General features: G+C 56.3%; 18 protein-coding genes, 1 other RNA gene and 1 pseudogene. 11 read left to right on the top strand and 9 right to left on the bottom strand.

The annotated features are described in order from the left end of the window. Positions 1-17: 17 nt before the first annotated feature. The 7 genes from ABTV22_RS03665 to ABTV22_RS03635 all read left to right on the top strand — a co-directional run bounded on the left by ABTV22_RS03665 (position 18) and on the right by ABTV22_RS03635 (position 8165). Positions 18-842, top strand: a complete 825-nt coding sequence (locus tag ABTV22_RS03665; protein ID WP_433738609.1) for a (Fe-S)-binding protein — start codon at positions 18-20, stop codon at positions 840-842. Then, the gene (locus tag ABTV22_RS03660) at positions 839-2293 is read left to right on the top strand and encodes a LutB/LldF family L-lactate oxidation iron-sulfur protein (protein WP_433738608.1); all 1455 of its coding nucleotides are present in this window, start codon (positions 839-841) and stop codon (positions 2291-2293) included. Before ABTV22_RS03665 ends, ABTV22_RS03660 begins: the two co-directional genes overlap by 4 nt. Continuing rightward, positions 2293-2964: a LutC/YkgG family protein gene (locus ABTV22_RS03655; protein WP_433738607.1), complete on the top strand. Its 672-nt coding sequence runs from the start codon at positions 2293-2295 to the stop codon at positions 2962-2964. Before ABTV22_RS03660 ends, ABTV22_RS03655 begins: the two co-directional genes overlap by 1 nt. Next, positions 2961-5771, top strand: a complete 2811-nt coding sequence (locus ABTV22_RS03650; protein WP_433738606.1) for an FAD-binding and (Fe-S)-binding domain-containing protein — start codon at positions 2961-2963, stop codon at positions 5769-5771. The genes ABTV22_RS03655 and ABTV22_RS03650 overlap by 4 nt, the downstream gene beginning before the upstream one ends. Positions 5772-5963: 192 nt before the next feature. After that, complete coding sequence (locus ABTV22_RS03645; protein ID WP_433738605.1) at positions 5964-6236, top strand: hypothetical protein; 273 nt, start codon at positions 5964-5966, stop codon at positions 6234-6236. Between the two features lie 98 nt (positions 6237-6334). Next, positions 6335-6724, top strand: a transfer-messenger RNA (tmRNA) gene (ssrA, locus tag ABTV22_RS03640). 184 nt (positions 6725-6908) lie between these two features. After that, a complete protein-coding gene (locus ABTV22_RS03635; protein ID WP_433738604.1) occupies positions 6909-8165 on the top strand; it encodes an integrase domain-containing protein in 1257 nt (418 codons plus the stop codon). Positions 8166-8478: 313 nt separating this feature from the next. Here ABTV22_RS03635 and ABTV22_RS03630 read toward each other — a convergent pair whose 3' ends face one another. After that, positions 8479-8748 carry a LysR substrate-binding domain-containing protein gene (locus ABTV22_RS03630; protein WP_433738603.1) on the bottom strand — a complete coding sequence of 90 codons (270 nt, stop codon included), beginning with the start codon at positions 8746-8748 and terminating at the stop codon, positions 8479-8481. Positions 8749-8790: 42 nt separating this feature from the next. Next, positions 8791-8895, bottom strand: a pseudogene (locus tag ABTV22_RS03625) (transposase domain-containing protein); the annotation flags it as partial. Between the two features lie 194 nt (positions 8896-9089). On the opposite strand from ABTV22_RS03625, the gene ABTV22_RS03620 reads away from it, so the two are divergent. Genes ABTV22_RS03620 through ABTV22_RS03610 form a run of 3 tightly spaced genes read left to right on the top strand, consistent with a single transcriptional unit; the run spans position 9090 to position 13655 of the window. Continuing rightward, on the top strand, positions 9090-11144 hold the full coding sequence (locus ABTV22_RS03620; protein WP_433738602.1) for a hypothetical protein: 2055 nt from the start codon (positions 9090-9092) through the stop codon (positions 11142-11144). Continuing rightward, entirely contained in the window at positions 11137-13026 is a 1890-nt protein-coding gene (locus ABTV22_RS03615; RefSeq protein ID WP_433738601.1) for a dynamin family protein, read from the top strand. Before ABTV22_RS03620 ends, ABTV22_RS03615 begins: the two co-directional genes overlap by 8 nt. Continuing rightward, positions 13026-13655, top strand: a complete 630-nt coding sequence (locus ABTV22_RS03610) for a hypothetical protein (RefSeq protein ID WP_433738600.1) — start codon at positions 13026-13028, stop codon at positions 13653-13655. Before ABTV22_RS03615 ends, ABTV22_RS03610 begins: the two co-directional genes overlap by 1 nt. 86 nt (positions 13656-13741) lie before the next feature. On the opposite strand, the gene ABTV22_RS03605 is transcribed toward ABTV22_RS03610, so the two are convergent. The 4 genes from ABTV22_RS03605 to ABTV22_RS03590 all read right to left on the bottom strand — a co-directional run bounded on the left by ABTV22_RS03605 (position 13742) and on the right by ABTV22_RS03590 (position 19268). Next, positions 13742-16315, bottom strand: a complete 2574-nt coding sequence (locus ABTV22_RS03605) for an AAA family ATPase (protein WP_433738599.1) — start codon at positions 16313-16315, stop codon at positions 13742-13744. Positions 16316-16324: 9 nt separating this feature from the next. Continuing rightward, on the bottom strand, positions 16325-17578 hold the full coding sequence (locus ABTV22_RS03600; RefSeq protein WP_433738598.1) for a glycine zipper family protein: 1254 nt from the start codon (positions 17576-17578) through the stop codon (positions 16325-16327). 370 nt (positions 17579-17948) lie between these two features. After that, positions 17949-19001: an ADP-ribosylglycohydrolase family protein gene (locus ABTV22_RS03595; RefSeq protein ID WP_433738597.1), complete on the bottom strand. Its 1053-nt coding sequence runs from the start codon at positions 18999-19001 to the stop codon at positions 17949-17951. Positions 19002-19010: 9 nt separating this feature from the next. After that, entirely contained in the window at positions 19011-19268 is a 258-nt protein-coding gene (locus ABTV22_RS03590) for a hypothetical protein (protein WP_127650044.1), read from the bottom strand. A 119-nt stretch (positions 19269-19387) separates the two neighbouring features. On the opposite strand from ABTV22_RS03590, the gene ABTV22_RS03585 reads away from it, so the two are divergent. Beyond that, complete coding sequence (locus tag ABTV22_RS03585; RefSeq protein ID WP_154949546.1) at positions 19388-20263, top strand: WYL domain-containing protein; 876 nt, start codon at positions 19388-19390, stop codon at positions 20261-20263. Between the two features lie 50 nt (positions 20264-20313). Here the strand turns inward: ABTV22_RS03585 and ABTV22_RS03580 are convergent, their stop codons facing one another. The 3 genes from ABTV22_RS03580 to ABTV22_RS03570 all read right to left on the bottom strand — a co-directional run bounded on the left by ABTV22_RS03580 (position 20314) and on the right by ABTV22_RS03570 (position 25974). Beyond that, entirely contained in the window at positions 20314-20982 is a 669-nt protein-coding gene (locus ABTV22_RS03580; RefSeq protein WP_433738596.1) for an ankyrin repeat domain-containing protein, read from the bottom strand. Positions 20983-21027: 45 nt separating this feature from the next. Continuing rightward, positions 21028-24429, bottom strand: a complete 3402-nt coding sequence (locus ABTV22_RS03575) for a TM0106 family RecB-like putative nuclease (RefSeq protein ID WP_433738595.1) — start codon at positions 24427-24429, stop codon at positions 21028-21030. A 63-nt stretch (positions 24430-24492) separates the two neighbouring features. Further along, positions 24493-25974, bottom strand: coding sequence for a hypothetical protein (locus ABTV22_RS03570; RefSeq protein WP_433738594.1), 1482 nt, complete (start codon positions 25972-25974; stop codon positions 24493-24495). Positions 25975-26100 lie beyond the last annotated feature (126 nt).

Below are 26100 nucleotides of genomic sequence, written 5' to 3'. Positions count from 1 at the left end.
GCCGAGAGACACGCCTGATGAGCGAGCTTTTTTACAACGCTGTGCCGAATGCGACCCGCGTCGCCCCGCCACTGCCCGAGCCTCGGCAATACCCCAGCGAGAAACCGCAACGGGTGTACCTGTTCGGGACCTGCGTAGTGGATCTGTTCTACCCGCAGGCTGGTATGGACGCGATCCACTTGCTGGAGCGCGAAGGCATCCGTGTCGAGTACCCGCAAGAGCAAAGTTGCTGCGGACAACCGGCCTACACCTCGGGTTACACCGAGCAGGCCCGGACCGTCGCACGCTCGCAATTGGCGCTGTTCGCCGGGGATTATCCGGTGGTGGTGCCGTCAGGCTCCTGTGCCGGCATGTTGCGCGAGCACTATGCCGACCTGTTCAAGGACGAACCGGAAACCTTGAAACAGGTTCAGGCCCTGGCGGCCAGAACCTATGAATTGGCCGAGTTTCTGTTGTTTGTCTGCAAAGTGCAGCTCAAGGACAGCGGCGAGCCGGTAAAAGTGGCGCTGCACACCTCGTGCTCGGCACGTCGCGAGATGAATACTCACTTGCACGGGCGTGAGCTGTTGTCGCAACTGAACAACGTCGAGCGGGTCAATCACGATCACGAAAGCGAGTGCTGTGGCTTCGGTGGGACTTTCAGCGTCCGTATGCCGGACATTTCCGGAGCGATGGTCGCCGACAAGACCCGTTCGTTGAAGGAATCCGGCGCACACAAGGTACTGAGTGCCGACTGCGGTTGCCTGATGAACATCAACGGATCTCTTGAGAAACAGAAGGAAGCGTTGCGTGGCCAACACCTGGCCAGCTTTCTCTGGGAAAGAACTGGAGGCGCGCAATGAACGCTTCCACGATTATTCCTACGGTCGCCGTAGAAGAAGATTTCCGCACCCGCGCACATAACGCGCTGGGTGACGCGCAATTGCGAAACAACTTTCGCAAGGCGATGGATTCACTGATGACCAAACGGGCAATGGCCTTTGGCGATGCCCACGAACGAGAACATCTGCGAGCGCTGGGCAATGCCGTCCGCGCCCGTGCATTATCCAAGCTGCCCGACCTGCTCGAGCAGCTTGAACAAAACCTGACCCGCAACGGTGTGACAGTGCACTGGGCGGAAACGGTGGACGAGGCCAATGGCATCGTTCTCTCGATCATCCGCGCTCACGAGGGGCGGCAAGTGATCAAGGGCAAATCGATGGTCAGCGAAGAGATGGAGATGAACCATGTCCTCGCTGAACAGGGCATTGAATGCCTGGAATCGGACATGGGCGAGTACATCGTCCAGCTCGACCACGAGAAGCCTTCACACATCATTATGCCGGCGATCCACAAGAATGCCGGTCAGGTCGCGTCCTTGTTCCACGACAAACTTGGCGTGGAATACACCAAGGACGTTGACCAGCTTATTCAGATCGGTCGCAGGGTCCTGCGGCAGAAGTTCTTCGAAGCGGACATCGGCGTCTCCGGCGTTAACTTCGCCGTGGCCGAAACCGGCACCCTGCTGCTGGTGGAAAACGAAGGCAACGGTCGCATGACCACTACCGTTCCACCGGTTCATATCGCCGTCACCGGCATCGAAAAAGTCGTGGAGAATCTGCGCGACGTAGTGCCGTTGCTGTCGCTGCTGACCCGATCAGCGTTGGGCATTCCGATCACCACGTACGTCAACATGATTTCCGGCCCGCGCAAAGAACATGAACTCGACGGCCCCCAGGAAGTGCATCTGGTGCTGCTGGACAACGGTCGCAGCCAGGCGTTTGCCGACAGCGAATTACGCCAGAGCCTGAACTGCATCCGCTGCGGCGCGTGTATGAATCATTGCCCGGTCTATACCCGAATCGGCGGCCATGCCTACGGCGAGGTGTACCCCGGCCCTATCGGAAAAATCATCACCCCGCACATGGTCGGCCTGACAAAAGTCCCGGACCATCCGAGCGCTTCCTCGTTGTGCGGTGCCTGCGGTGAAGTGTGCCCGGTCAAGATACCAATCCCGTCGCTGCTGCGGCGCCTGCGCGAAGAAAACGTCAAAGCACCCGATAGCCCGAATCCCGTGATGCGCGACCAAGGCCGCAAATATTCGCGCAAAGAGCGGTTTATCTGGAACGCCTGGGCAAAACTCAACAGTTCGCCGACGCTGTATCGCCTGTTTACCCTCGCCGCCACCCGCCTGCGCGCGCTGACGCCGAACAACGTCGGCCCCTGGACGCAAAACCATAGCGCGCCAAAACCCGCCGCCCGCTCACTGCACGACATGGCTCGCGAGCATCTGGCCAAACAGGGAGATCGTTGATGAGTGCCAAGCAAAACATCCTCGGCAAACTGCGTAAAAGCCTGACAGGCACCACACCGGTGCCTGACAACTTCGATGTCGATCTGGTGACCGTGCCCTACACCTACACCCCGGAACAGCGCATCCCGCAACTGCGCAAACTGATGGAGGCAGTGCACACGGAAATCCATCTGACCTCGGCGCAAGAATGGCCAAGCTTGCTGGCCAAACTGCTGCAGGATCGTCAGCTGCCAAGCCTGCTGATCGCACCGACCACCGAGCATGGCCAACAGATCACGCAGCATTGGGCGGAAAATCCGACGCTGCCTACACTCAAGGCCTACAACCGCCCGGTAGAAGAGTGGAAAGCCGAACTGTTCAACGACACCCCGGCGAGCCTGACAGGTACTTTGGGCGCCATCGCTGCCACCGGTAGCCTGATTCTCTGGCCAACGCGCGAGGAACCGCGCCTGATGAGCCTGGCGCCAACGGTGCATTTCGCCCTTCTCAAGGCCAGTGAAATCCGTGACAACTTCTATCAGGTGCAACAGGAGTTCGAATGGGCCCAGGGCATGCCGACCAACGCGTTGCTCGTGTCCGGTCCGTCAAAGACTGCCGACATCGAGCAGGTGCTGGCCTACGGCGCCCACGGCCCGAAAGATCTGGTGGTGTTGATTCTGGAGGACCAATGAGTCTACCGGCCGCTTTTCTGCGTGATGCGCAGCAACTGATTCCTCGGGAACGACGTTTCGACGACCCGTTGTCGACCCTCGCGTTCGGCACCGATGCCAGTTTCTATCGCCTGATTCCGCAACTGGTGATCCGCGTCGAGTCGGAAGAGGAAGTAGTGTCGCTGCTAAAGCTGGCACAGCGCGACCAGGTCCCCGTGACCTTCCGCGCCGCCGGCACCAGCCTGTCCGGCCAGGCCATCAGCGATTCGGTGCTGATCGTCCTTGGGGATAACTGGAACGGTCGCGAGATCCGTGGCCAAGGCACGCAAATCCGCCTGCAACCGGGGGTGATCGGTGCTCAGGCCAATGCCTGGCTGGCGCCGTTCGGGCGCAAGATCGGCCCAGACCCGGCGTCGATCAACGCCTGCAAAATCGGCGGCATCGTCGCCAACAACGCCAGCGGCATGTGCTGCGGCACGGCGCAAAACACCTACCACACGCTGGCCGGGATTCGACTGGTGCTGGCCGATGGCAGCCGTCTTGATACTGAAGATGCGACGAGCGTCGCAGCGTTTCGGCAAAGTCATTCAACGTTGCTGGAACGCCTGGCAACCTTGGGCCGCGAGACCCGCGCCAACACCGAACTGGCTGAAAAGATTCGCCACAAGTACCGTCTGAAAAACACCACCGGCCTGTCACTCAACGCCCTGGTGGATTACGACGAGCCTGTGGATATCTTGAGCCACTTGCTGGTGGGCTCCGAAGGCACCCTGGGCTTCATCAGCGCGGTGACCTACGACACGGTGATCGACCACCCGAACAAAGCCTCGGCGCTGATCGTCTTTCCAAACGTGGAAACCTGCTGCAATGCGGTCACCGTGCTCAAAAGCCAGCCAGTGTCCGCCGTGGAACTGCTGGATCGCCGCAGTCTGCGCTCGGTACAGAACAAACCCGGCATGCCGGCTTTCGTACAGCACCTGTCGAACAATGCCTGCGCCTTGCTGATCGAATCCCGAGCCGCGTCGTCTACGTTGCTACAGGAACAACTGGCGCAAATCATGGCGTCCCTGACCTCGTTTCCGGTGGAGAAGCAAGTCGACTTCACCGAAGACCCACTGGAAAACGCCCGCCTCTGGGCGATCCGCAAAGACACCTTCCCGGCCGTCGGTGCGGTGCGCAAAACCGGCACCACGGTGATCATCGAAGACGTGACCTTTCCGGTGGAACAACTGGCCACCGGCGTGAACCGCCTGATCGAGTTGTTCGACAAACATCACTACGACGAAGCGATCCTTTTCGGACATGCACTGGAAGGCAATCTGCACTTCGTCTTCACCCAGGGCTTCAACAGCCCGGAAGAAGTCGTACGCTACCAGGCGTTCATGGACGACGTGGCACAGTTGGTCGCCGTGGAGTTTGGTGGCTCGCTCAAGGCCGAACACGGCACCGGGCGCAACATGGCGCCCTTCGTCGAACTGGAATGGGGCAGCGATGCCTACCAGTTGATGTGGCAGCTCAAGCGCCTGCTCGACCCCAATGGCATTCTCAATCCGGACGTGGTGCTCAGCGAAGATCCGCAGATACACCTCAAGCATCTCAAACCGTTGCCTGCGGCTGACGAGATTGTGGACAAGTGCATCGAATGCGGTTTCTGTGAGCCGGTCTGCCCGTCGAAAGGCCTGACCCTGAGCCCGCGCCAGCGCATCGTGATCTGGCGAGACATTCAGGCGAAGAAACGCGCCGGCGTAAATACACAGGAACTGGAGGCCGCTTATGAATACCAAGGCATCGACACCTGTGCCGCCACGGGTCTGTGTGCACAACGTTGCCCGGTAGGCATCAATACCGGTGAGCTGGTGAAAAAGCTTCGCGGCCAGCACGCTACCCATACGAAAACCGCTAACTGGCTGGAAGGAAATTTCGCCACGGCACTGCAAGGTGCACGCTTCACCCTGCACGTGGCCAACGGGGCGCGGATGTTGCTGGGCGCGCCACGACTGGCCAGGCTTTCGGCGACGGTGACGCGCCTGTCCAAAGGGCAAATCCCGCAGTGGACCAACGCCATGCCGCAACCGGAACGGGCGATCCGCTTCAGCCCACCCGTGACGGACGAGCGCCCGCGCGTGGTGTACCTGGCCGCCTGTGTTTCACGGGCCATGGGGCCGGCGGCTGGCGACAAGGAGCAAATGTCGTTGTACGACAAAACCCGCGGCTTGCTGGAAAAAGCCGGTTATCAGGTGGTCTTCCCGGACAACCTGGACAACCTCTGCTGCGGCCAGCCGTTTGCCTCCAAGGGCTATGCCGAACAAGCCGAGCACAAGCGCCAGGAGCTAATCGGTGCCTTGCTCCACGCCAGCCGTGGCGGGCTCGACCCGATCTATTGCGACACCAGCCCCTGCACCTTGCGCCTGACTCAAGACCTTGGAGACGTGCGCCTGGATCTGTACGACCCGGTGCGTTTCATTCGCACGCATCTGATGGACCGACTGGAGTTCACCCCGCAGGACACACCGATCGCCGTGCATGTCACCTGCAGTACCCAGCACCTGGGGGAAAGCCAGGCGTTGATCGATCTGGCGCGCAAGTGCAGCAAGCACGTTGTCATCCCCGAAGGCATTCACTGCTGCGGGTTTGCCGGAGACAAGGGTTTCACCACGCCGCAATTGAACGCCCATTCGCTGCGCACGCTCAAGGACGCGGTACAGCAGTGCAGCGAGGGTATTTCCACCAGCCGCACCTGCGAGATCGGCCTGACACAACACGGCGGAATCGACTACCACGGACTAGTCTATCTGGTGGACCGCGTTACCCAGGCTAGGGTGCCCTGATGACAAGGCCTCAAGTAAGGCGCATTCAATCGCCTGTTCAGTAGTTTCTTGCGGGTATCAACACAGAAAATCAGAACCCTGACGTACCGCTACGGTCCACCGATCAAGTCCCGTCAATGCGGGACTTTCACAATCCTCGGCAGCCCGTCCTGATGACCAGCGATGCCTGGCCCTCAGTTCAAGGAGATACACATGAAACGTTCTGTGCTGTTAGGTCTGTTCGTTACTGCTTCCATAATGGCTTCCCCTTCGTTTGCCGCTGACGATCTTTGCACGATCAACCTGAAAACCATCGAAAACGGCAAGGCACAGATTCCTCCGGAAATGGCTGACCAGGTAATGGCCTCCGTCGAGAAAGCCAAGGCCGACCATGCAAAAGGCACCAAAGAAGGCACTGATGATTGCATTGCCGAGACCAACCAAACGATTCAGGACCTCAAGAACGCGAGCAAAGGGGGAAAGTAACTCTGCGCTCAAGGCCAACCTTCGGGTTGGCCTTCCGGGTCACATTGACGTAGACTGTACAGGCTTGTTGCTCATCAAGATTTGCGAGCAATGAGTTCGGGGCCGTTTAGGATTCGACGCCGGTCGCGAAACTTTAGGTGCATGCCGAGTTGGTAACAGAACTCGTAAATCCACTGTTGCAACTTCTTATAGTTGCCAATGACGACCAATACGGTGCTGCTCTCGCTGCTTAATTGCAGCTGACATGCACTCCTGGTACCTTCGGGTCCAGCAATCATCAGGGGATGTCTGTAAACCCGAAATGATTGTCATATAGAACAGAATCGCCGTGCAGTACGTTGTGGACGAAGCGGCTAAAACTTACACAACTCGCCCAAAGCACCCTGCCCGTCGGGTCGCTGAGGGTTAACTTAATAGACACGGCTACGCATGTAGTACCGACAGCGGAGTACTGGCGGACGGGGGTTCAAATCCCCCCGGCTCCACCAAATTAACATCTAAAGACGTCCACGGACGTCTTTTTTTGTGCCTGAAATCCAGTGAATACAGGGGCTTAGAGTCCGCGAGCGTCCACCAGCATCCGTGACCATCTACGATTTCGTGTATTCCAAGTGGTATTCCAAGCCCTCACCTGCTATTTTTTGGAATACATAAACAGCACTGGAATACACCATGGGGGCCCAAGCCACGCGCCTTTCAGACGTAAAAGTCAAAGCCGCGAAGCCAAAGGAAAAGGACTACATACTCACCGATGGCAACGGCCTTCAGATGCGAGTGAGAATCAATGGCTCAAAGCTATGGAATTTCAACTACATCCAACCAGTGACGAAAAAGCGGATAAACATGGGATTGGGCACCTTTCCTGAGGTAAGCCTGGCTCAAGCACGCAAGAAAACCGTGGAAGCGAGAGAGCTCGTCGCCCAGGGGCTGGACCCTAAAGAGAAACGCGACGCCGAGCGGCACGCGAAAAAAGCAGCCACGGAACACACTTTCGAAAATATCTCGGCAGCGTGGTTCGAGCTCAAAAAGGACTCAGTGACCCCAGCGTACGCCGAAGATATTTGGCGCTCTCTCACGCTGCACGTTTTCCCTGATCTGGCCGCCACCCCGATCTCTGCTATCACCGCCCCAAAAGTCATAAATTTGCTTCGCCCCCTTGAGACGAAGGGCAGTCTTGAAACTGTTAAGCGCTTGACCCAACGCCTCAATGAAATCATGACCTATGGTGTCAACTCGGGATTAATTCACGCGAATCCACTCAGTGGAATCCGCGCCGTCTTCAAAAAGCCCAAAAAGAAAAATATGGCCGCCCTGGCGCCCGACGAGCTGAAAGAGCTCATGCTGGCAATTGCTAATGCCAGCATAAAAAGAACTACGCGCTGCCTGATTGAGTGGCAACTTCACACCATGACTCGGCCAGCCGAGGCGGCCACATCGCGCTGGGCAGATATCGACTTCGAGAAGAAGATCTGGACGATACCGGCTGAGCGCATGAAGAAACGTCGGATGCACATCATTCCGCTTACGGAACAAGCTTTGGCGCTCTTGGAAGCAATCAAGCCCTACAGTGGACACCGGGAGTACGTCTTCCCTGCAGACCGGAACCCTCGCACCCACTGCAACAGCCAGACAGCCAACATGGCGCTGAAGCGCATGGGCTTCGAAGGGCGTCTAGTAAGTCATGGCATGCGCTCAATGGCGAGTACCATCCTTAATGAGCGCGGTTGGGATCCTGAGTTAATCGAGGTCGCGCTAGCCCACGTCGATAAAGATGAGGTGCGCAGCGCCTACAACCGAGCCGACTACATTGAGCGCAGACGCCCGATGATGGCCTGGTGGAGTGAGCACATCCAAGAGGCGGCAACTGGCAGCCTGTCGGTGGCAGCTATCAAAGAAGATAGAGACCGAAAAGTCGTGCCAATACGCTGACAGAGGGCAGCGATCGGTCGACACAATGGCTCAATCCGCATTGCCCCCAAGTGCTTGTGCGATCTCATGGAATACTGCTGGGCAGTGGTGATCATGGCATTCATCGCACTGGGTTATCGGGTTTGAGAGCAAACCTAACCGAAATTCGAGCCCCCCATGGGTTGCAAGTTGCGACAGTATTAATCCACTAAATTCAGAAATCCGAGTCGTCACCAGGATTCTGGGGGCTCGGCGTTGCTTCAGCTCCATTTCCTGAACCCAGGAGTGGGATCAACGTCGCTCGATGACACTGAATCGGTGACAAGGCGATTTTTCATTCATCAAACGGCTGCCTGCCCAGCATGTCCGTCACATGGTCAACGAAGCAGGTGATGCGCGATGCCAGCGTCGTGTTGTGGTAGTACACCGCATTGATTACCTGGTGCACATCGAACGTCTCCTTGGGGAGTAACTGCACTAGCCGCCCACTCCCACGGTCCTCAAGCGTCATAATGTCCGAAAGGCAGACGATGCCAAGACCAGCCAGCGCCATTTGCCGGAGCGTCTCGCCACTGGACGATCCGATCGTTGGTTTGATGTGCAAGTTCGTATCGCTGTAAGCGTCCGCCAAACACCCCTTGCGTAGTTAAACGAGCGCCCACTTGTACGGAAGCAATTCCGTAATCTCACTCGCCCGTTGCGTCGGCAGACGAGTCAGGACGTCTTTCAGATAAGCATACGGATCATGGGTGTCTTGGTGGGTGTGCTGATACATGTGGGGACGCAGGTTTTCGTGCACGGGTGTTTGCCACGATTACATGCGCAGAACTTAAAGCTCATTAGTGACCAGCCGATAACCTTCCGACTCGCCTGAAAGGCATCGTCGGTCAACCCAAAAAGGATGATGAAGTGACCCCTGATCTGATCAAGAATCTTGAACACGCCGTGGCCGGCGTCCTGGATGTAGTGGCCGGGCTCGATAGCCGTTCCGCCCACCGTGCCACGTTGAAGTCCGTGTTGCGCAAATTGCGGATTACGCGCGAACTTTCGTCCCTTTATTACATCTGCGTTGCCGGTAGCCAGAGTGCGGGCAAGACGCGCCTGGTCAGGGAACTCTATAACCTCAACGGTGAACACGAGTGGTTGGTTGATAACCAGGGCCGTGGTGAGCGAGTACCGGTTTTTATCCTTGAGAAAGACTGTGCCGAACCTTATGCCGTCGGCGTGCGTTACAAGCCAGGTCCTGATGGCAGTGAGGAAGAGACACTCGACAAGGCGTCCTTCCGCCGAATCATCAGCGCTTACGACGTCAACGACGATTATCTGTTCACCAAACTTTATGTACCGAAACAATATTTTTCGGCTCAGAGTTTCGGGCTTGTTCTGTTACCGGGTTACGAAATGCTCAACCGCGACAACGCCGAATGGCAGGGGTTGATGCGCCACACGTTGATCCACTCGCTTGGTAGCGTACTGGTTACCGACCGCACTCGAATTGCCGATAACGCCCAGGTCAAGATTCTGGCTGATCTCAAATCCCGGTATTTCCCCGACCGTAAGCCCGTCATTGCCGTAACCAAAACAGAAGCCTTGGAAAACCAGCAGATTGAGGACCTTACTGCAACGGTTGCCGATGTGTTCGAAGTCCCTGGACACGAACTGGATCGAATCATCTGCACGGGCGTGGGAGATGAGGATTATCGGAGGAAATGGACCCGCAACATCATGGATGTTGTCGGCAAGTACGCCTTGTCTTCGGCGGGCTCGGAGACCGTTCGGATCGAAGAGTTGGAACGCATCATCAATGATGAACTGGACAACGTTTCTGCAGCGCTTCGCGAGGAAGCGGCGGGCGAAGGTATCAGCGAGCACCTGAAGGAGCGCCAGGTTGAGAAAGTTCGTTCCGCATTCCGCAAAGCGTCCGATCGCTATCGGCGCGGGTACGCGAAGGAACTGCGAAACAACATGATCGGCTATGCCGGCCACGCCATCGGCATGGCGACAGACAAATACATCGAAGAAGAGGAAAACCTGACAGCCAAGCTGCGTCAGGCCGGTAATTTTCTGACGTTCCAGTCGGGTGAACATGAACAGCGCTTTCACAAGCGCATAGTCGACTGCTGGAACGGCGCGGACGATCAAGGCCAGTCACCTTTGATCAGTGACTATCGCGCCATCACCGATATGTCTCGCAAGGAACTTGATATCGAACCGCCTACAGAAGGGACGCTGGCACTGACACAACAGCCACTGCAAAACCTGATCGGTCATGGGACAACCAGGGAGCAAATTCCCGACGATAAGCTCCTCGCACTTCGCCAGGATCTGCGCTTGTTAATGGGGCAAAACCTGAAAGACGAGAAAGACCTCACCCCGCAACTGTTGCAGAGTGAGCAGCTGGAAGAGGTCCTGCGCCAACTGCCCGCGATGACGATGGAATACGTTCGGATTACTCAGGCAATTGCGCTGCGTAAGCCCGAATTGCTCAACAAAGAGTTGGCGAATTTCGACTTCAACGCACTGCGAACGGAAATCGAAACCGAGCTGCCACAGGCTCAAAAAACCTTCGGTCCGCTGCTCAAGTCCATTGCCGCCATCATGGCGGTAGACGTTGTCATTGATGGGCAATTCGATGTCTTGAACACCCTTACCGGTGGGGGCGCGGCGACTGGGCTGGGCGGTACGCTCTCGATGGCGGCTGCGGGAGCCATCGCGGTTGGCTTCATCGCTTACAAAACGGCCAATCAGGTTCAGGCGTACGACGCCGCGAAAAAAGGTTTTATTCGGGAAAGCCTGATGCACTTTGCCGAATCGCACATCCAGAAAAGCCTCGAACTCTACGATGACCTGATGGAAAACCTCGACGACCGGATGACCAGGAACCTGCGACTGGCTTATGGCCTGGGGGGTGAGTTGACGACGCACGATTCGTTGACGCGCAACTTGCACCGCATGGACGTGGCCCGCACCAACGTGATCAAGGCGCTGGACCGTGGCTGATATCTGGACGCAAAAGTTTCGCCAACGCAACGATTGGGCCCAGCACGCCTATGACCGCTTCGTCGCCGAGGTGGACCCTGAGCTGGTCGGGGATTTCACCCGCTCAGAGCATATTACCGTGGTGGTCTACGGCACGACTCAGGTTGGCAAGACCACGTTGATTCTCGATCTGCTCGGCATTCGCAAGGAGACGTTGCCGGCGGTCTCCGAGGTATTGCGGGGCGGGCAACGGCTGGGTAAATCGTCTACCGCCGCTCCTATTCGCTATGGACGCTCCCCTGACGATCTTTGGTATTTGGGGGAGGACGCGACGGGCTTGAGCAATGACCAGGCCGCCGAGCGCTTCGGTGAAATTCGCGAGCAGGTCATGAATGGGAGCGCTCATTCCTCGCCCCTCCTGAATGTCCGTATTCCGGGCATGTTTTTCCAAAATGAAGGAGAGGGGGCGCTCAGCCTGGATCTGCGGCTGATCGATATTCCGGGGATCAATGCGATCAACGAGCACGAACAACAGGCCGTCAGGCGAATCGCCGAGCGATATGTCGCCTCGGCTGACTTGATCCTGTTAGTGGGGCGGGCGGACAACCTCGGCTTTCTTCATCCTCGTGCCCTCGATTTTGAGGCACTCAACGATTGGATGCTGCAACCCAGCCGGTTTCGCGTGGTATTGACCTATACCTTTTCTCCGGCAAGTTTCCAGACCTGGTTCGGCAAGGCCCAGGACGCGAGCCCCCTTACGGCCCGCGACGTTCAGCAGCACCTTTACGATGAAATGTGCACCCACGATGAAAAGCCCCCCTCGGAGATGCTCAAGCATATTTATCCGCTGGAGTTTGGTGATTCTCTGGAGAACATGCGCAACCATTCGCAAGCTTATTACGAGCGCGCGAGTAGCGTCATCGAGGCATTACGCCGTGAATTGCTGGCCAGCATTACGGACGCGGCCAGCCCGTACGCTCGATTGTGGTCTGCCTTTCGGGTGGGGGAGTTCATCGAGGCAAAGGTCCAGCGCCACAACGACGCATTCGAGAGCCAGCGACCTGCTCTGGAACAGGCGATTACCAAGGCGCAACAGCGTATGGGGGAAGCCGAATCGCAGTTGAACGATGCAATAGGCGAGCACCTGGGCATGGAACTGCTGCGCCGTCGCCATGAGCAGCGTCTGAGGCATTTCAATCGAGGCGTCTATGCACAACGACTGAAGCGGTACTTTACCGCCTATATCAAACTCGATAGCGGTGAAACCGTGCCCGTGCTTCAGAACGCACTGAATGAGTTCCGGCTCCGTATTCGCCGCCTTTGGAGCGATCTCTGGGATGGGTTGAGGTACTCCTCAGCCAATCTCGATGTGGGCGATGTAAGCCCTCCCTCCACCGCAGCATTGCGCATGATCGAGGACCGGCTCGACGGATACTGGACCGACAGTTACTTGCTGAGCAGCAACTTCCAGACCGATGCCTCGGTCCTCCGGAACCAGGCCGGCATCGTGTGTTGCACCTATGCCCAGGAGGCTGACCAGGTGCTGGGAAAACTACTCAGGACAACACTGGCTCGCGCCGTCCAGCAAACGCGTAGCAGTGAAACGATGCTCAAGGCAATGAAATTGGAAGCGCAGCGCCATGAGCTCAAGCTGAAGGAGGCCGAAGCGCAATTGCTCAACGCCGAGCAGCAACATGCGCTCTTCAATGAGCGGATGGAACAAGGCCTGGTGCACGCTCAAAAATTCAAACAGTACATCTTCGAAGCATTCAGGACTGAGCTCAGCACCGTGCGCGGTGCGGTTGCCCGGCCCAAGAACAGTGTCGAGCAGCTGTGTGATGCCTTTTATGGGCTTTTGTTGCCGAACGAGCTCGACAAGATGCTTAAAGGAGATGAAAAGTGATGGACCGTGCAACCCTTGAACCCGAGATCCAGCAGGCGCGTGAAGAGCTTGGTCGCTTGCTCGACGATCTGATAAACCAACCGTTGGTTGAAGAGGCCCGGCGTATAGCAGGTGACAACCTCGACCAGTTAAAAAGCGATATAAAAACTCAGGGAGGCGGTCTTCGGCGACAGATCGATACGGGCTTCACAACGACCAATGATGACCTTGGGGACGCGGTGGACAAGGTGCGCTCAGCGGTTACGAAAATCGGCAACGACCTCACCCAGGCGGCACAGAGTACCCAACTGCGGCTGGAGGGTATTGAGCCGTTGCTGAACAACCTCGATGCAGGGCTCATGTCCAGTGAAGAGCGTCTGACGAAGTTGATGCAGACGCAACTTCACCACAGTGCCACGTCATTCAAAGCCATGACTGTACTTCTGAATACTCAACAAGAGGAGTACAGCAAGACCGTCGCCAACGTGTCGGAGGAACTGGAGAGTGTGAAAGGAATGCTGTACGTCGAGCGTGAAGACTTCCAGCGGGCGCTACAGGAACAACGCTTTAGGTTTAAAACCCTGTTAGGACTGTTTCTGCTGACAGGCGTTGGAACCTCTGCCATTTTACTCAAAATGTTTCTTGGTTGATCACCTGCCTGCAGGGACCTCAAGGCGCCCTGCAGCGTAACTTTTAATTTAATTTTAGATCAATGCCACCCGTCCAAAAAACATCTCTAACATTTCGTTAAGTTTTTAACGACTACATTGTTGTGCTCTTTAATAAGATCAAAAAAAGATCTTGGCTGAACTTTACTCTTATCCAGGAGCAGTCCAGGATTTTTCAGCAAGGCCTCCTTGACGCCATAATCCCCGCCTTCCACCAATAGCTCCTGAGTCTCTTTTGTCAAGCCTGGGTTGTTGGCCAAATTTACTCTTACACTCTGCTCCGGATCATTGGCGAGCCTCACCTGGACTTCCTTCGAAAGTTTTTGATGTACGGTAAGGATTATTTTCAATGCCGTATCAGCATTTTCCAATAGCAGTAACTGTTCGCTCTCTGTCAACTCTGGACGCCTGGCGAATGCCTGCTTGATACTGATTCCGCCATTCTCAAGGAGTTGAGATTTTACACTGCTTGTAAGTGAGGGGTTCGAGATCAGAGCAGCGCCAACCGAAACGTCTTTATCTAAAGCCAGTTGGAGCAGCAGGATTTCACTCAGTATCGGGTTACGAGCCAGCGTGGCTCTTACTTCGGCGTGCTCATCCTCTACCAGCTGCTCAGCGGCACCGTCGGATAGTGTTCTGTTGTTTGCCAAGTTCTTGCGCACAACCACATCGCTGTCGTTAGCGAGTGCCGTTTGGAGCGCTCCGTTCAAATCATTTCTGGTGGAAAGAGTTCGACGGACACCCGCCTCGCTATCCGCTGTCAGCTTCTGCTGAAGAGTTATGCCTTTCACCCTGCTTGCCAGCTTGGTGCGTAGGTCTTTGGCAAGAGTGCCGTCATTGATCTGGCGAATCAGCAAATCTTCCGGCGCATTGCCGTTCAAGCAAGCCAGCTCTAGCAGCTCCAGATCGTACTGTGGGCTGTTCTGGGGAATATTGATGCGAATCGACAACAAGCGCTCCGGACATCGCGGGTTATCGTAAACGGCCTTGATCACAGTACGCTGCGAATCCATTGCCAGCTTCTCTAACTGATCATCCGGACAATCAGGGTTACTCGCGACTTCCTCACGTTTCACATGGTTAGGGTCGGCAGCCATCTTGATCATCTGTGCGACACTGAGCCCCTGGTACTCAGATGCCGGGCGCAACTTGAGCTTTTCAAACAACTCCTCGTACTTGCCGACCTGATCGCGCAGGGTTTCACGCAGAGGAATGGTGGATTGAATTGCCTCTTCCAACAGTTCCTGAGTCAACACGCTGTCGCTAATAAACGCGTTGGCCAAGGCTTCGTTGACCGCATTCTCGATGTCGGCACCGCAGTAATCGCGGCACTTCTTTACAAGCGTCGGAATATCAAAATCGGCAACCTTTTGGCGGGACTTGCCCAAATGAATCTTCAGGATGCTTTCCCGCTCCACAGCGTTGGGAAAGCCCACATAAAAGATCTCGTCGAAACGCCCTTTGCGCAGAAGCTCCGGCGGCAATGCGCTGATGTCATTGGCAGTGGCGATAACGAAAACCGCTCCGGTTTTTTCCTGCATCCAGGTCAGGAAGTAGCCCAATAGGCGCGCAGTCACTTCCGAAGCATTACCACCGCCCATGCCAACGAAAGCCTTTTCCAGCTCATCAACCCAGAGAATGCAGGGGCTAACAGTCTCGGCCATACTCAGGGCGCGACGCATATTGTGCTCGCTTTCGCCGACATACTTGCCCAGCAGCGAGCCGATATCCAGACGCAACAGGGGCAACTGGAACAGATTGGCAGCGACCTTGGCCGTCAACGACTTACCGCAACCAGGCATACCAGCAATCAGCACCCCCTTAGGCGCCTTGACTCCACGCTGAGCGGCCTCGTCCAGCCGACGGATGATGGTAGCGCGCTGCTCCAGCCAATGTTTCAGGTTCTCTAGGCCGCCGATGTCGCCCAGCTCCACGACGCTGGGGACCATCTCCAGCACCCCGCTCTTGGCGATGATTTGCTCCTTCTCATGGAGAATTATCTTCAACGCATTTTCATCCAGCGTCGCGACCTGCCTCCCCATCATCCTCAGTAACTGGCCGATTTCGCTCGCGGTCAGTCCACTGAGCCCTGAAACCACCCGGTCATTCAGACTCTCCGGCACGATTAGTCGTCCGCTGGCTTTGGCCTGGGCCAGCAAGACCTTAATTTCCTCACGATCTGGAAGAGGCAGAGATAGCAGGGTGACCTGGGCCTCGATCGAAGCTGGGATGCAAACAGCCTCCGAAACCAGAATGACCGAGCATTCGCCAGCGTGATGACGCTCGATCAGGTTTAGCAATTGCTTGAGACGGGCGATCGCGAGCGTGTTGTGTTCCAAGGCGAGCCGAGCGCCCTTGATCAAGATCAGTGACTGCTCCAAATCCGCGTCCAGCAACGCCAGCAGCGAATGCTCCAGCTCGGTTTTTCCAGACTCAAGGTTACTCAACGGTCGCTTGTTATCGAAGTCGACCCAGCCATGTCCAAGGTTCCATTCGTGGATGCGCTTTAGCCCGAGTTTATCCTGAAGTCGGACCAGCAATTGGTCGACACGGGCCTCTTCTGCAGACTGGATATAGATGGCGGGAGCTCCAGCCAGGAAATGCTCTTCCAGCTTTACTTCGAAATTCTTTTTGCTTTTCATTGCGAGCTCTCAGCTAAACAGACCGCTAACAAAATTCCTGAAGCCATCCACTACAGCGACGGCGGCCTCTTTAATGCTCTCAGTCACTTTGCGGACTACCTTGCTGGCAACCTCGACAATCTTCCTGCCACCCTTTTCAATAAGCGTGCCCACCGCCTTCCCCGCTAAACGACCGGCAATGCCGCCAACAAGACCACCCACAGCCGTTCCTCCAGGACCAAAAACGGAACCTAACGCAGCTCCCCATTTGGCGCCAAGTTGGGTGCCTTTTTGTTCGACTACTTGCGCCAGCGAGCGAGCGGCCACCATGGTTGTCTGCTCGATGGCATTAATTGCGGTATCGGCGAGGAGGTCGCCCTGCCCTAGCTTATACAACGCCTTGGAACGCTCCAGGCCCGTATAGGTAGTAGTCGCGATCACCTCGGTTGGCGTATCGCGAAAAAAACTCAGCCAACCGCTTTTGGCAGCAATTACCACGCCACCGGAAACGGCAACCTGCGCACCGATATGCCGGGTGGACTTCAGCGAACTATCGAAAAATTCCTGCAGGGCCACACTGACCGGTGCGTTTTCATGGCCACGCATCCAGTTCCAGGTGCGCTGCCCGAGGATGCGGGCACCATGGCAGGAAGCATTCAGCGCCGCATTGAGCAACGCCTGATTGTTGATGTCCTTGGCAATGGCCAAACGGGAGTTTTCGTCCCAGATAGTCGGTTGTTTTTCCGTAGTGACTGTCGTACCGCCAATGGCGACGCCGGCTGGTACCGTAGTGTGACGAACATCTGGCTTGAGTGTCTGCATCAGCGATACGTTGGCCGACTCCAGCATGTCCTTCACATGTCCGGCGTACTCGCCCAGATTCAGGTCGGGATTGTCCTGAGCGTCCTGCTCCAGCTCCTTGGCCAGCCAGTTAGCCGTGCTTTTCCCCTTGTCGAGATGTCGTTGCAACGACTCTTTATGCTGATTGGTACGCGTGATCGACTCGATGAGCGAGCGCGCGACACTTTCGACTTCGGCGTTGTTTTCCCAGAGATGCGGATACTTGTTGAATTCATGCGTGAGCCACTGATCCAGGGGCACCTCGTGGCGATGCTGGTCGTAGGAACGAATGAAGCTCCAAATGACCTCTACAGCCTTGGGCGCATTACCGGAGTCAACGAATGCGACTTGGCTCAGCAGATCTGCTTGGCGCTCGTGCTCTTTTTCATCGTTAAGCATCGGCTCGGAAACGTTCGACATAGAAAATCCGTCTGATTGGCTCATGGCAGAGTGTCCTTTGGGGTTCAGCAAGGGTGACAAAAAAAAGAAATGATACCCGGCAAAGTGCCTATGGTCTCGCTAACGAATGGCCTTTTGCCATGCGACCCCACCCAGATATCACTGGACATGCACTTAGAGACGCAGAAGCAACCCTGCTAACGTCCGATCAACCCACCCCGCATCGCGCATCTTCAACGATTCGCTCCCGCATTTCGGGCACTGCTTGAACCACTCCCCCGGTCCCAGCGCATCACTCTGGGGTGCCATCGTTTTCTTCCAACCACATTCACCACACACAAACGTAAATGGCCTGGGCCTTATAGGCATCGCAGCTCTCCTGAAAATTTATCCATAGTCGTCTCCATCAGCGCTCTCAACTACCGGGATACGCCAACTCGATCTGCTGATCGAACACTCCACCAAATCCACAGTACTCACGCGGAATGCGCTCCATGTCCTCGGCGACTTGCACAATCACTTCGCGCAGCTCCAATTGCTCGAACCACCGAGCAGGAATCGCTGCAGCACCATACTGAACACCCAACAAGTGCCCGGCGATGAGCCCGGTACTGTCGCTATCGCCACTGTGATTCACCGCCGTGATTACGCCTTCTTCGAACGAAGGCGCTGCCAGGGCACACCACAATCCGATAGCCAGCGTTTCTTCGGCGACCCATCCGCCACCGAGCTCGCCTATTCGTTGCGGAGTGGGCTGGTAGCCCTCGTAAAAGAAGAAAAGTACGCGCTCAATGAGGCTCCGTATTTCTTCCATACCGGGCACTTGTCCATATTGGGCCAGGCTCTGAGTGACTGCGTGTTCCAGGCTGTCTTGCCGATCGACAATGCGCTGGAGAATATCGGCAAACAACCCGGCCGCCAGGTAGCCCGTAGGGTGTCCGTGAGTCAGGCGCCCTGACTGGACAGCGTAGTCAAAGGCGTTTGCAAAGAAGGCGCAGGGCGCAACGCGCATCAAGGCGCCACAGCCTTTGCTGTTGTTCTCGGCAACTGCGCCCAGCCGCGGACTGGCCTTGAGTGCACCTAGGCAAGTAGTGCCAGGGGCACGCCGAGACCAGAGCTCCGATTGCTTGATCAGCCAGCCGTCCACGCCGATCGGCATCGCCGTAGGGTAGTCCTGGGTTATCAGCCAGCGCAGCAACGAATGGTGAATAATGCTGGGGACGTGGCAAGGCCCTCTTGAGCTGCCGCACACATAAGCCCGTAGCAAGCCTTCTGCGGTGAAAAGCATCATCTGCGTGTCGTCGGTGATGGCGCCGGTGGTACCGAAAGCAGGGGCAAAATCAACGATACCTTGCGGACCGAACTTAGCTTCAATTGCAGACCACTCGAGAAACTCCACTGGGGCGCCTAGCGCATCTCCGACGGCGCCGCCGAGCAGGCAACCCTTGATCCATTCAAGTCTGTTCATGTCCTTTCCTCATCCCTCTGCAGGGATCAATTCCTGCAGAATCACCAGCTTTCTTTGCAACTGCTGGACGTGCTCTTTCTCGGCTCGCAACGCCGAACGCAGTTCGCGGTTTTCCATTTCCCAGATCCGCGCCCAGCGCACATTTTTTTGGCAGCCCATAGCCATCTGCCAGAGCTCACGCAATCTCAGACACTGATGCAGTAACACCAGCAGGATTGCTCCCATCATCAGCAATGCACCCGTCGAAACCGCTTCCGACATACTCATGTCCACTTCCTTTCGTGACTTCAATTCATTTTGAAGACAGACACACGATATGTAGTGTTTAACGACAGGTCTAGAATGTAGACTTATACAGGTAAAGTATTCGCGCACATGGAGAGGGTATGAAACGCAAGCAGTCCATCGAACAGGTCCGCTGGGATCTGGCACTTCGCTATCGTTTGATTGAGACCGTTGCCTGGTGGGAGGGCCGGTTGACCACGGGACACTTGATGCAGAGCTTCGGCATCAGCCGTCAGCAGGCGTCCAAGGACATCAACACCTACATCACAGAACATGCGCCTAAAAATCTTACATATGACAAAAAAATAAAAGGTTACGTGCCCAGCAAGACGTTCACGCCGCTGTTCATCGACAACAGCGCCAGCGCCTATTTGCACCTGCTCTATCAGAACAACGAACGCGCCCCGCACATCGATGGACTCGCCCTAGCCTACGCCCACACCAAGGTGCTGGAAGTCCCGGATCGTCCAATTCGGCCGGAAGTCCTGCGCCCATTGCTCAAGGCCTGTCGCGACGGCCTGCGCCTGGAAACCGAGTACGTGTCGCTCAATACTCCGAACGTGGAGATTCGCCTCATAGCCCCTCACACGCTGGTCTACACCGGTATGCGCTGGCATGTGCGGGCTTACTGCGAGAAGAACGGCCAGTACCGCGACTTTGTGCTCAGCCGTCTACGGGGCCAGCCGGATTTGCTCGACGAATCGCCAAACACTCGTGAGCTGGATGAAGACTGGAACACCGAAATACCGGTGATATTTGCCGCCGATGGGCGATTGAACGCGGCGCAGAAGTCAATCATCGAAACCGACTTCGGCATGATTGATGGCCAGCTCGTGGTGCCCAGTCGCAGGGCGCTGGTGAAGTACGTATTGCAACGCTATCAGATCGACCCGAGAAACCAGGCCACTAACCCCGAGGCCCAGCAAATCGTGGCAACCAACCTCAAGGAGCTGCGCCCCTGGCTCATGCATGACTGATCCTCAATCCTTTGGGCGAAGGCGTGTTGCCCCGAGTCGATCGCTGTCTGTCAGGCGTTTCGACTCGGCAACATCCATGTCCACCCGGCCGACATCTCGTGCCAGATACGCGCAGCGCTGATGCAGTTGTTGATCTCCCGGATCAGCAGTTGCTCAGCGATGTCGTTATGGCCATAGAGGATGGCCAGATTTCGAGCGGTATTGCCCTCGTTGTTCTTCGCGTTCATATCAAGTTCGAACATATTGTAGTTATCAGTGAAGTACTTGACGGCCTTGAAGTGGCCGTTTATTGCGAGCCAATGAATAGGCGTATTTCCGCCCACATCACGATGGTTGAGACTCCCGCCTAGCCGGAAACGCGTTTCAAGAGTTTTTATTTTTCCCTGCCTGGCGGGAAGATGCATGTATTTATCGTGCGGCATGAAGCTGCCGAGGCCTTTCCAGCCCCGCAGTTGCTTGTCCCCCAAGGCACCGAGTGCCTCCAGCTTCTCGATCAGGGCGATTCGGTTCAGCCGATAGGCGATGTCCAGTGGGGTGTCCCCCACAAGATTCCGGTCATTGAACGCCAGCGGATCAAACGACGACAGATACTGCGTATTGTCGAGAAGCACTGAAGCGTGCCAGTCCCCCAAGCCGAGCCCCTCCATGTCATCAACGCAAAAGCTCGTCGAGGCCAAAGCCTTCTGCAGCAGAGGAAGCAAAGCGGGCGTGTATGGCATTACTGTCTTCCCTGTTGCGGATAGATGACAAAACCCTTGATGGCACTACTCACACCGGGCGAGAGCATTGCCAGCCGTCCCGTACCTGACAGCCATGCACAAACCGTTGACTAGGCTCATGTCGTGCGGAGTCAGGCAGCGTATGGCAGTTAGATCGGGGCTGGCGACGATACAGGCCAGCGATTTCGCCCGGCTGACGGCTACATTCAAGCGATTTTTCGAGTACAGGAAGCCAATGTCTCTGGGCAAATAGTCTTCATTCGAGGTCGCCATCGATACGATAACAATCTCCGCTTCCTGCCCCTGAAACTTATCCACAGTACCGACACGAGCGCCCGCTGGCAGCACCTGTTTCAACAACTGTACTTGCAGGTTATACGGGGCTACTACCAGGATGTTTTCGATGCAGATCGCGTGCTCTACGCCCTTGTTATCCACATAACGTTGGCGCAGGAAGTATGCGTAAAGCTCTTGGACTTGCGCCGCTTCTTCGTCCGAACTCTGGCTGTTGCCATCGTGCTCCACAGGGCAAAACATCAGCCCGCTGTTCGGCACTTCCGGTCGCTGGCCATCCAGTAACAACACCCGCTTCTCAGTACCGGGCGCCGAAGAAAGTTGCCCTTCGTACACGGCTTGCGAAATGAACGAGCAAACGTTGGGGTGCATCCGCCAGGTTTGCGCCAGGAACACCCCACGATCAGGTGCGATTGTGGGCGTGCCATCCAACAGATAGTCGAGGATGGAATCGCCGGAGCGGCCCGGATGCACGCCTTGCACTGGCTGCGACAATTGCATCTGGTCGCCCATCAGGACGATGTTTCGCGCAGCCAAGCCCATCGTGACCAAATTCGCCACACTCACCTGACCAGCCTCGTCGATGAAGAGGTAATCCAGTTGCTCGGTGAAGACGGGATCGGCAAATAGCCAGGCGGTGCCGGCCGTCAAGTTAATGTTCGGCCCCCAGGCATCGAGGAACTCCTTTTTTTCCTCGATGGAACGGATGCAGCGGCCGGTGAACTCCGTGCCTTCGCCCTCCGAGGACTTTTTCAATCCCGTGAAAGTGAATCCCTCTTCTTGCGCACGAAATTCAACCGCCGCCAGCAGGTTATTGATGGCGTGGTGCGAATTGGAAGTTACGCCGATGCGCTTGCCCGCCTTGAGCAAGTCAACGATGACGTGCGAGCCGGTGTAGGTCTTGCCTGCACCTGGCGGCCCCTGAATAAACAGCACGCTGTGCTCGAGGTTTCGCACCACCTGCTTGATGGCATCAATCGTCGGCAGGCTTGAATCAAGCAGTGGTCCACCCGGCTTAATGCCCTTCACCCGCGGAGCGCGTCGATTTAGAAAGTCGGTAACCGCCTGGAATCGCTGTTCACCGGCCAAGAGGCTGTCGGCATAACGGAACAACGCCTTGCGGAGCGAAGTAGACGGAATCGGCCTCCCGGGAATCATGTCGAAGTAATCAGGCGGTGCATTTCTCTCGGTAGCCTTGAATGTCGCCAGACCGTTGTCATGGTCCAAATTAACCAACAGTACGCTGGCCAGGGACTCGGTGATGACGCCCTGAGAACCGGTACGCATTTTGGTTTCTTGAGGGTCGAAACTGTACTCATACAAAAACGATTTCTTGTTAGGTTCAGGCGGTGTATTTGTGCGCCGCAAACCGGCCAGACTCTCGATATCCTCCAGCAGCTCCTCGGTTGTCATGTCCTGCCGACTGAACAGCTGCCACCACGTTGGCTTCTCTGCACGGCGGTGGAAGTCGAGTAGCTGGAAGGTGAGCAACGTGACCTGATCCTCGTCACTCATGGCCTCTTCGTCGGCTTGCAGACCACCCAGCAGACGAACGCGATAATTCTCCAGAAGAATCTCGATTTCCTTTTGCTCCACGACTGACTTCTCGCTTTCGGCTTCAGTCCCGAAAAAAGCGGCTGCATTTGACGGCTTGATCTCCAGCAGCCAGTTGCGCAAAAGGTAAGTGGACAGCACGTCGTCTTCGTTATAACGCTCGATTTGCTCAAGCAATGCCGACTCGCCGGTCTCTTTCCATCGCTCATAAAACACGATGCTCGCGCCAGCATTGGTCACGTCGCCGTCGCGCCGGCCCATGTAAAAATGCTCGATATTCTTGATCGAGTAGCTGGGCTCGGACACCCGGATAGCTTCGCGCACGACCTTGTACAGATCGATCAGTTTGCCGTTGCGCAGCAACCAGTCCACTTGCGCTTCGCGCGTCCCGTGTTGGCTCATCAGTCGCTTAATAGCTGTTTCTTCGTAGCTGGCGTAGTGGTAAATATGCGCGTCGGGGTAACGCTTGAGATGGCCGATGACCCAGTCGATAAACTGCTCGAAGGCGATCTTTTCTTCATCCCGGGTATGCGCCCAAAAGGGTTTGAAGATTTGCTGCCCACCCTCCTCTATGTAAAGACCGAAGAGGTATTCCAGACCACCCTCTTCCAGCGGATTGCCCTCCATATCGAAGAACAGGTCGCCCTCGACCGCCTTGGGCATCCGATAAAAGCCACGTCGCTCACCCGACACGGGAAGCAGTTCGAATAGCGGGACATCACTGGAACGCCCCTGGAACTGCAAACGCGCCTGATGCCGCAACTTGCTCAATGACTCTGTCTGCAGTTTTGGAATGTGCAGGTCGTCAGTACTGTCCGCCAACTGGTGCAATGTGGTCACGCCGGCACTCTGTAACTTCTTGATTTGCGAACGGCTGATACCCGCTACCGCCGAGAGATGATCGTCCTGCAGTCGTTGTTCGTCGCAGCGATCACGCCAGGCGCAGAACCCACAATGCCCGCATGGCTCCGGGTAAGTAACGGGTCGCTTGGCACTGTTCACGAACGCTTCGAAACGCTGTAGCACATGCTCCAGATAATCGGCGTAGTCAGCGACCCGAAATGCCTGCTCGGTACGCGCAGCATCACCGAGTACGACATACATAAACGTTGGTTGCACACCTTGGATCGAGATCAGCATTCGTGAATAAAGCGCAACCTGTACAAGGAACTTGGCCTTGGCCGTTTTCGCCAGTTTGGTGTCGATCACCTCATAGCTGTGGTCGCCCAGCGCCGACGCCCGCGGCACTTTGCGCAGGAAGTCGGCATGGCCAATAAAGGCACCTTCCTGAAGCGACGCCTGGAAGATGATATCGACACCGGCCTTCATGGCCTGGATGGTCAGTTCCACCCGACGCGCGAAACTCGGATTGCCCTCGGCAATGTCGACAACGTTGGCGTATTGGTTTTTCAGCCGTTCGAAAAAGGCCGCTTCATGGGCCAGACCTTTGTCCTGGATCAAACGGTTCTGCTCGCTTGCCGCCGTTTTTTCCATAGGGCTGACAAGGTTCTGAAGGTCCAGCGCCGTTAGGTGCTGGCACTCAAGAAAACCGCAAATATCTGAGGCAGAGTACAACTGAATTCCGTTTCGGCTTTGCATGGTCGCTTCCAGTCCGGTGAAGCGTCCAGGAACGCTTCACGCTGATTCAATGTTGTGTGTGAGTCAGGCGTCGAGCGAGCATCCGCGGAAAAACTGCTCGAACAAGTTCGTCGGCAAATGTTCTGCATCGAGCAGCCCGAAATGCTTGCCCACGTTGCGCCCCAACGCCATCAGCGTCTTGGCAGAGTTCTCGGTACCTGCATATCCGGTGCTCACGATGTAGTCGATACGTGCCTTTTCGGTCGTCGCCCGCAGATACGCATTGCCCGTGATCAACACATCCACCAAACAGACGCTTGCCCGTTCATCACCCAGGGTGAACGGTTCCAATGTCTCGGTGGCCAATGCCGCGCACAATCCGTCCTTGCCACCGTCGACGATGCGTTCGAGCTCTTCGAGCGGCCGGCCGAACAGGTCGAATTCATCAATGGAAAACGCGAAACAGTAGCCCTGCGCGGTGGCACGCGTGAGCGGGTTCTCGTTACGCGGGTTAGTCAACAACCATGCAACGAAGGACGCTTTATTGTCGTGCGAACCGCTGTGGCGGAAAGCCAGATAATCCTTCAGAACCTGACTAAAGGGGTGCCCGGTAGGCACCCAGCCAGTGCCCTCACGTTCGCTTTTCTGCGCATCAATCACTGGCACTGCTGCCTTCGGATCAGTCGCCAGCATCACACCAAAGCACCGCAGGTCATAGCCGAGCATAAACAGGCTGGCCTCGAAGGCGTGGCACCGCGCGGACAGAGCCCCTTGTTCGGCAAACCAGCCGGTACGCTCGAGCAGGGCTCGGATAATCCACCCCAACCGCACCTGCCAACGTGCCCATGCGGCATAATCGATCACCGAAAATTGCGGCGCCGGCAAACCGTTCAAGAACGCTCCCGGATTGCGGATCTGGCTGCCACGAGCGGCTCCGGACGGGAACGCCAGCAAGGGTTTGCCACTCCCCGTCCATCGTTGGCGAAACAGCGAGTACAGCATGCCTATCGCTGCGCCGACGCGACTGTCATAGATGGGTGACCCCGACGCATCAAGCAAGGCGTGAATCTTGGTTAGGCCAGCATCGAAACGCTCGACACTGATCGCGTCGAGATCATTCAGATTATTGTCGCCGTCGAGCGACATGAGCCCGGCCATTTTTTGCAGGTAGCTCGACAGCTCGCCCTTTGCGGCCAGACGGTGCAAAAATGGAATGGCTCCCCGGACACCACCCCAACGAAGTATCTGCAAGCACGCCTGAAGCGCTTGTTGTTCATCCCCTAGGTTGACCGCACTCGTCAGCCACTCGCGAAGTTGCCCGAGAGAACGTTGAGTTTCAGCCCAGGTTTGTGAATCCACCGAGCTTTGGTTGGTATCTTGCCAACTTGCCTTCCAGCGATAGTGCTTAAGCACCTGCTCGAAACCTCGGACATCCGCCTGTAAACCGCCCGGCACGAATTTGCTGGATTTGAAACGAAGCTTGAACGTGAGCGTCGGCAAGTTCGCCGCCAGCCATGCAACGAAAGACTCAACTTCAGGTTGTGCCAGGAACTGTTCGCGCTTCATGCAGACTGCCTTGCAGGTAATATCGAATAGCCATACCCTAAGCAAATAAGAAGGCCCCGTCCACGTTGTCTGTCCATACAGGTAAACAAACGGAGCAGGTTCTGAAGCTCCTGATAGACGCTTCTC

It is taken from the genome of Pseudomonas putida, from assembly GCF_050990305.1.
GTDB classification, from domain to species: Bacteria; Pseudomonadota; Gammaproteobacteria; order Pseudomonadales; family Pseudomonadaceae; genus Aquipseudomonas; species Aquipseudomonas putida_AH.
The sequence above is the reverse complement of the archived record's forward strand: the minus strand, read 5'-3'. Positions and strand labels throughout refer to the sequence as shown.

Bases quoted from the DNA above. Each gene is read 5' to 3' on its own strand.
- ABTV22_RS03665 (WP_433738609.1), top strand. From the start codon at position 18: ATGAGCGAGCTTTTTTACAACGCTGTGCCGAATGCGACCCGCGTCGCC.
- ABTV22_RS03660 (WP_433738608.1), top strand. From the start codon at position 839: ATGAACGCTTCCACGATTATTCCTACGGTCGCCGTAGAAGAAGATTTC.
- ABTV22_RS03655 (WP_433738607.1), top strand. From the start codon at position 2,293: ATGAGTGCCAAGCAAAACATCCTCGGCAAACTGCGTAAAAGCCTGACA.
- ABTV22_RS03650 (WP_433738606.1), top strand. From the start codon at position 2,961: ATGAGTCTACCGGCCGCTTTTCTGCGTGATGCGCAGCAACTGATTCCT.
- ABTV22_RS03645 (WP_433738605.1), top strand. From the start codon at position 5,964: ATGAAACGTTCTGTGCTGTTAGGTCTGTTCGTTACTGCTTCCATAATG.
- ABTV22_RS03635 (WP_433738604.1), top strand. From the start codon at position 6,909: ATGGGGGCCCAAGCCACGCGCCTTTCAGACGTAAAAGTCAAAGCCGCG.
- ABTV22_RS03610 (WP_433738600.1), top strand. From the start codon at position 13,026: ATGGACCGTGCAACCCTTGAACCCGAGATCCAGCAGGCGCGTGAAGAG.
- ABTV22_RS03605 (WP_433738599.1), bottom strand. From the start codon at position 16,315: ATGAAAAGCAAAAAGAATTTCGAAGTAAAGCTGGAAGAGCATTTCCTG.
- ABTV22_RS03600 (WP_433738598.1), bottom strand. From the start codon at position 17,578: ATGAGCCAATCAGACGGATTTTCTATGTCGAACGTTTCCGAGCCGATG.
- ABTV22_RS03595 (WP_433738597.1), bottom strand. From the start codon at position 19,001: ATGAACAGACTTGAATGGATCAAGGGTTGCCTGCTCGGCGGCGCCGTC.
- ABTV22_RS03590 (WP_127650044.1), bottom strand. From the start codon at position 19,268: ATGAGTATGTCGGAAGCGGTTTCGACGGGTGCATTGCTGATGATGGGA.
- ABTV22_RS03585 (WP_154949546.1), top strand. From the start codon at position 19,388: ATGAAACGCAAGCAGTCCATCGAACAGGTCCGCTGGGATCTGGCACTT.
- ABTV22_RS03580 (WP_433738596.1), bottom strand. From the start codon at position 20,982: ATGCCATACACGCCCGCTTTGCTTCCTCTGCTGCAGAAGGCTTTGGCC.
- ABTV22_RS03575 (WP_433738595.1), bottom strand. From the start codon at position 24,429: ATGCAAAGCCGAAACGGAATTCAGTTGTACTCTGCCTCAGATATTTGC.
- ABTV22_RS03570 (WP_433738594.1), bottom strand. From the start codon at position 25,974: ATGAAGCGCGAACAGTTCCTGGCACAACCTGAAGTTGAGTCTTTCGTT.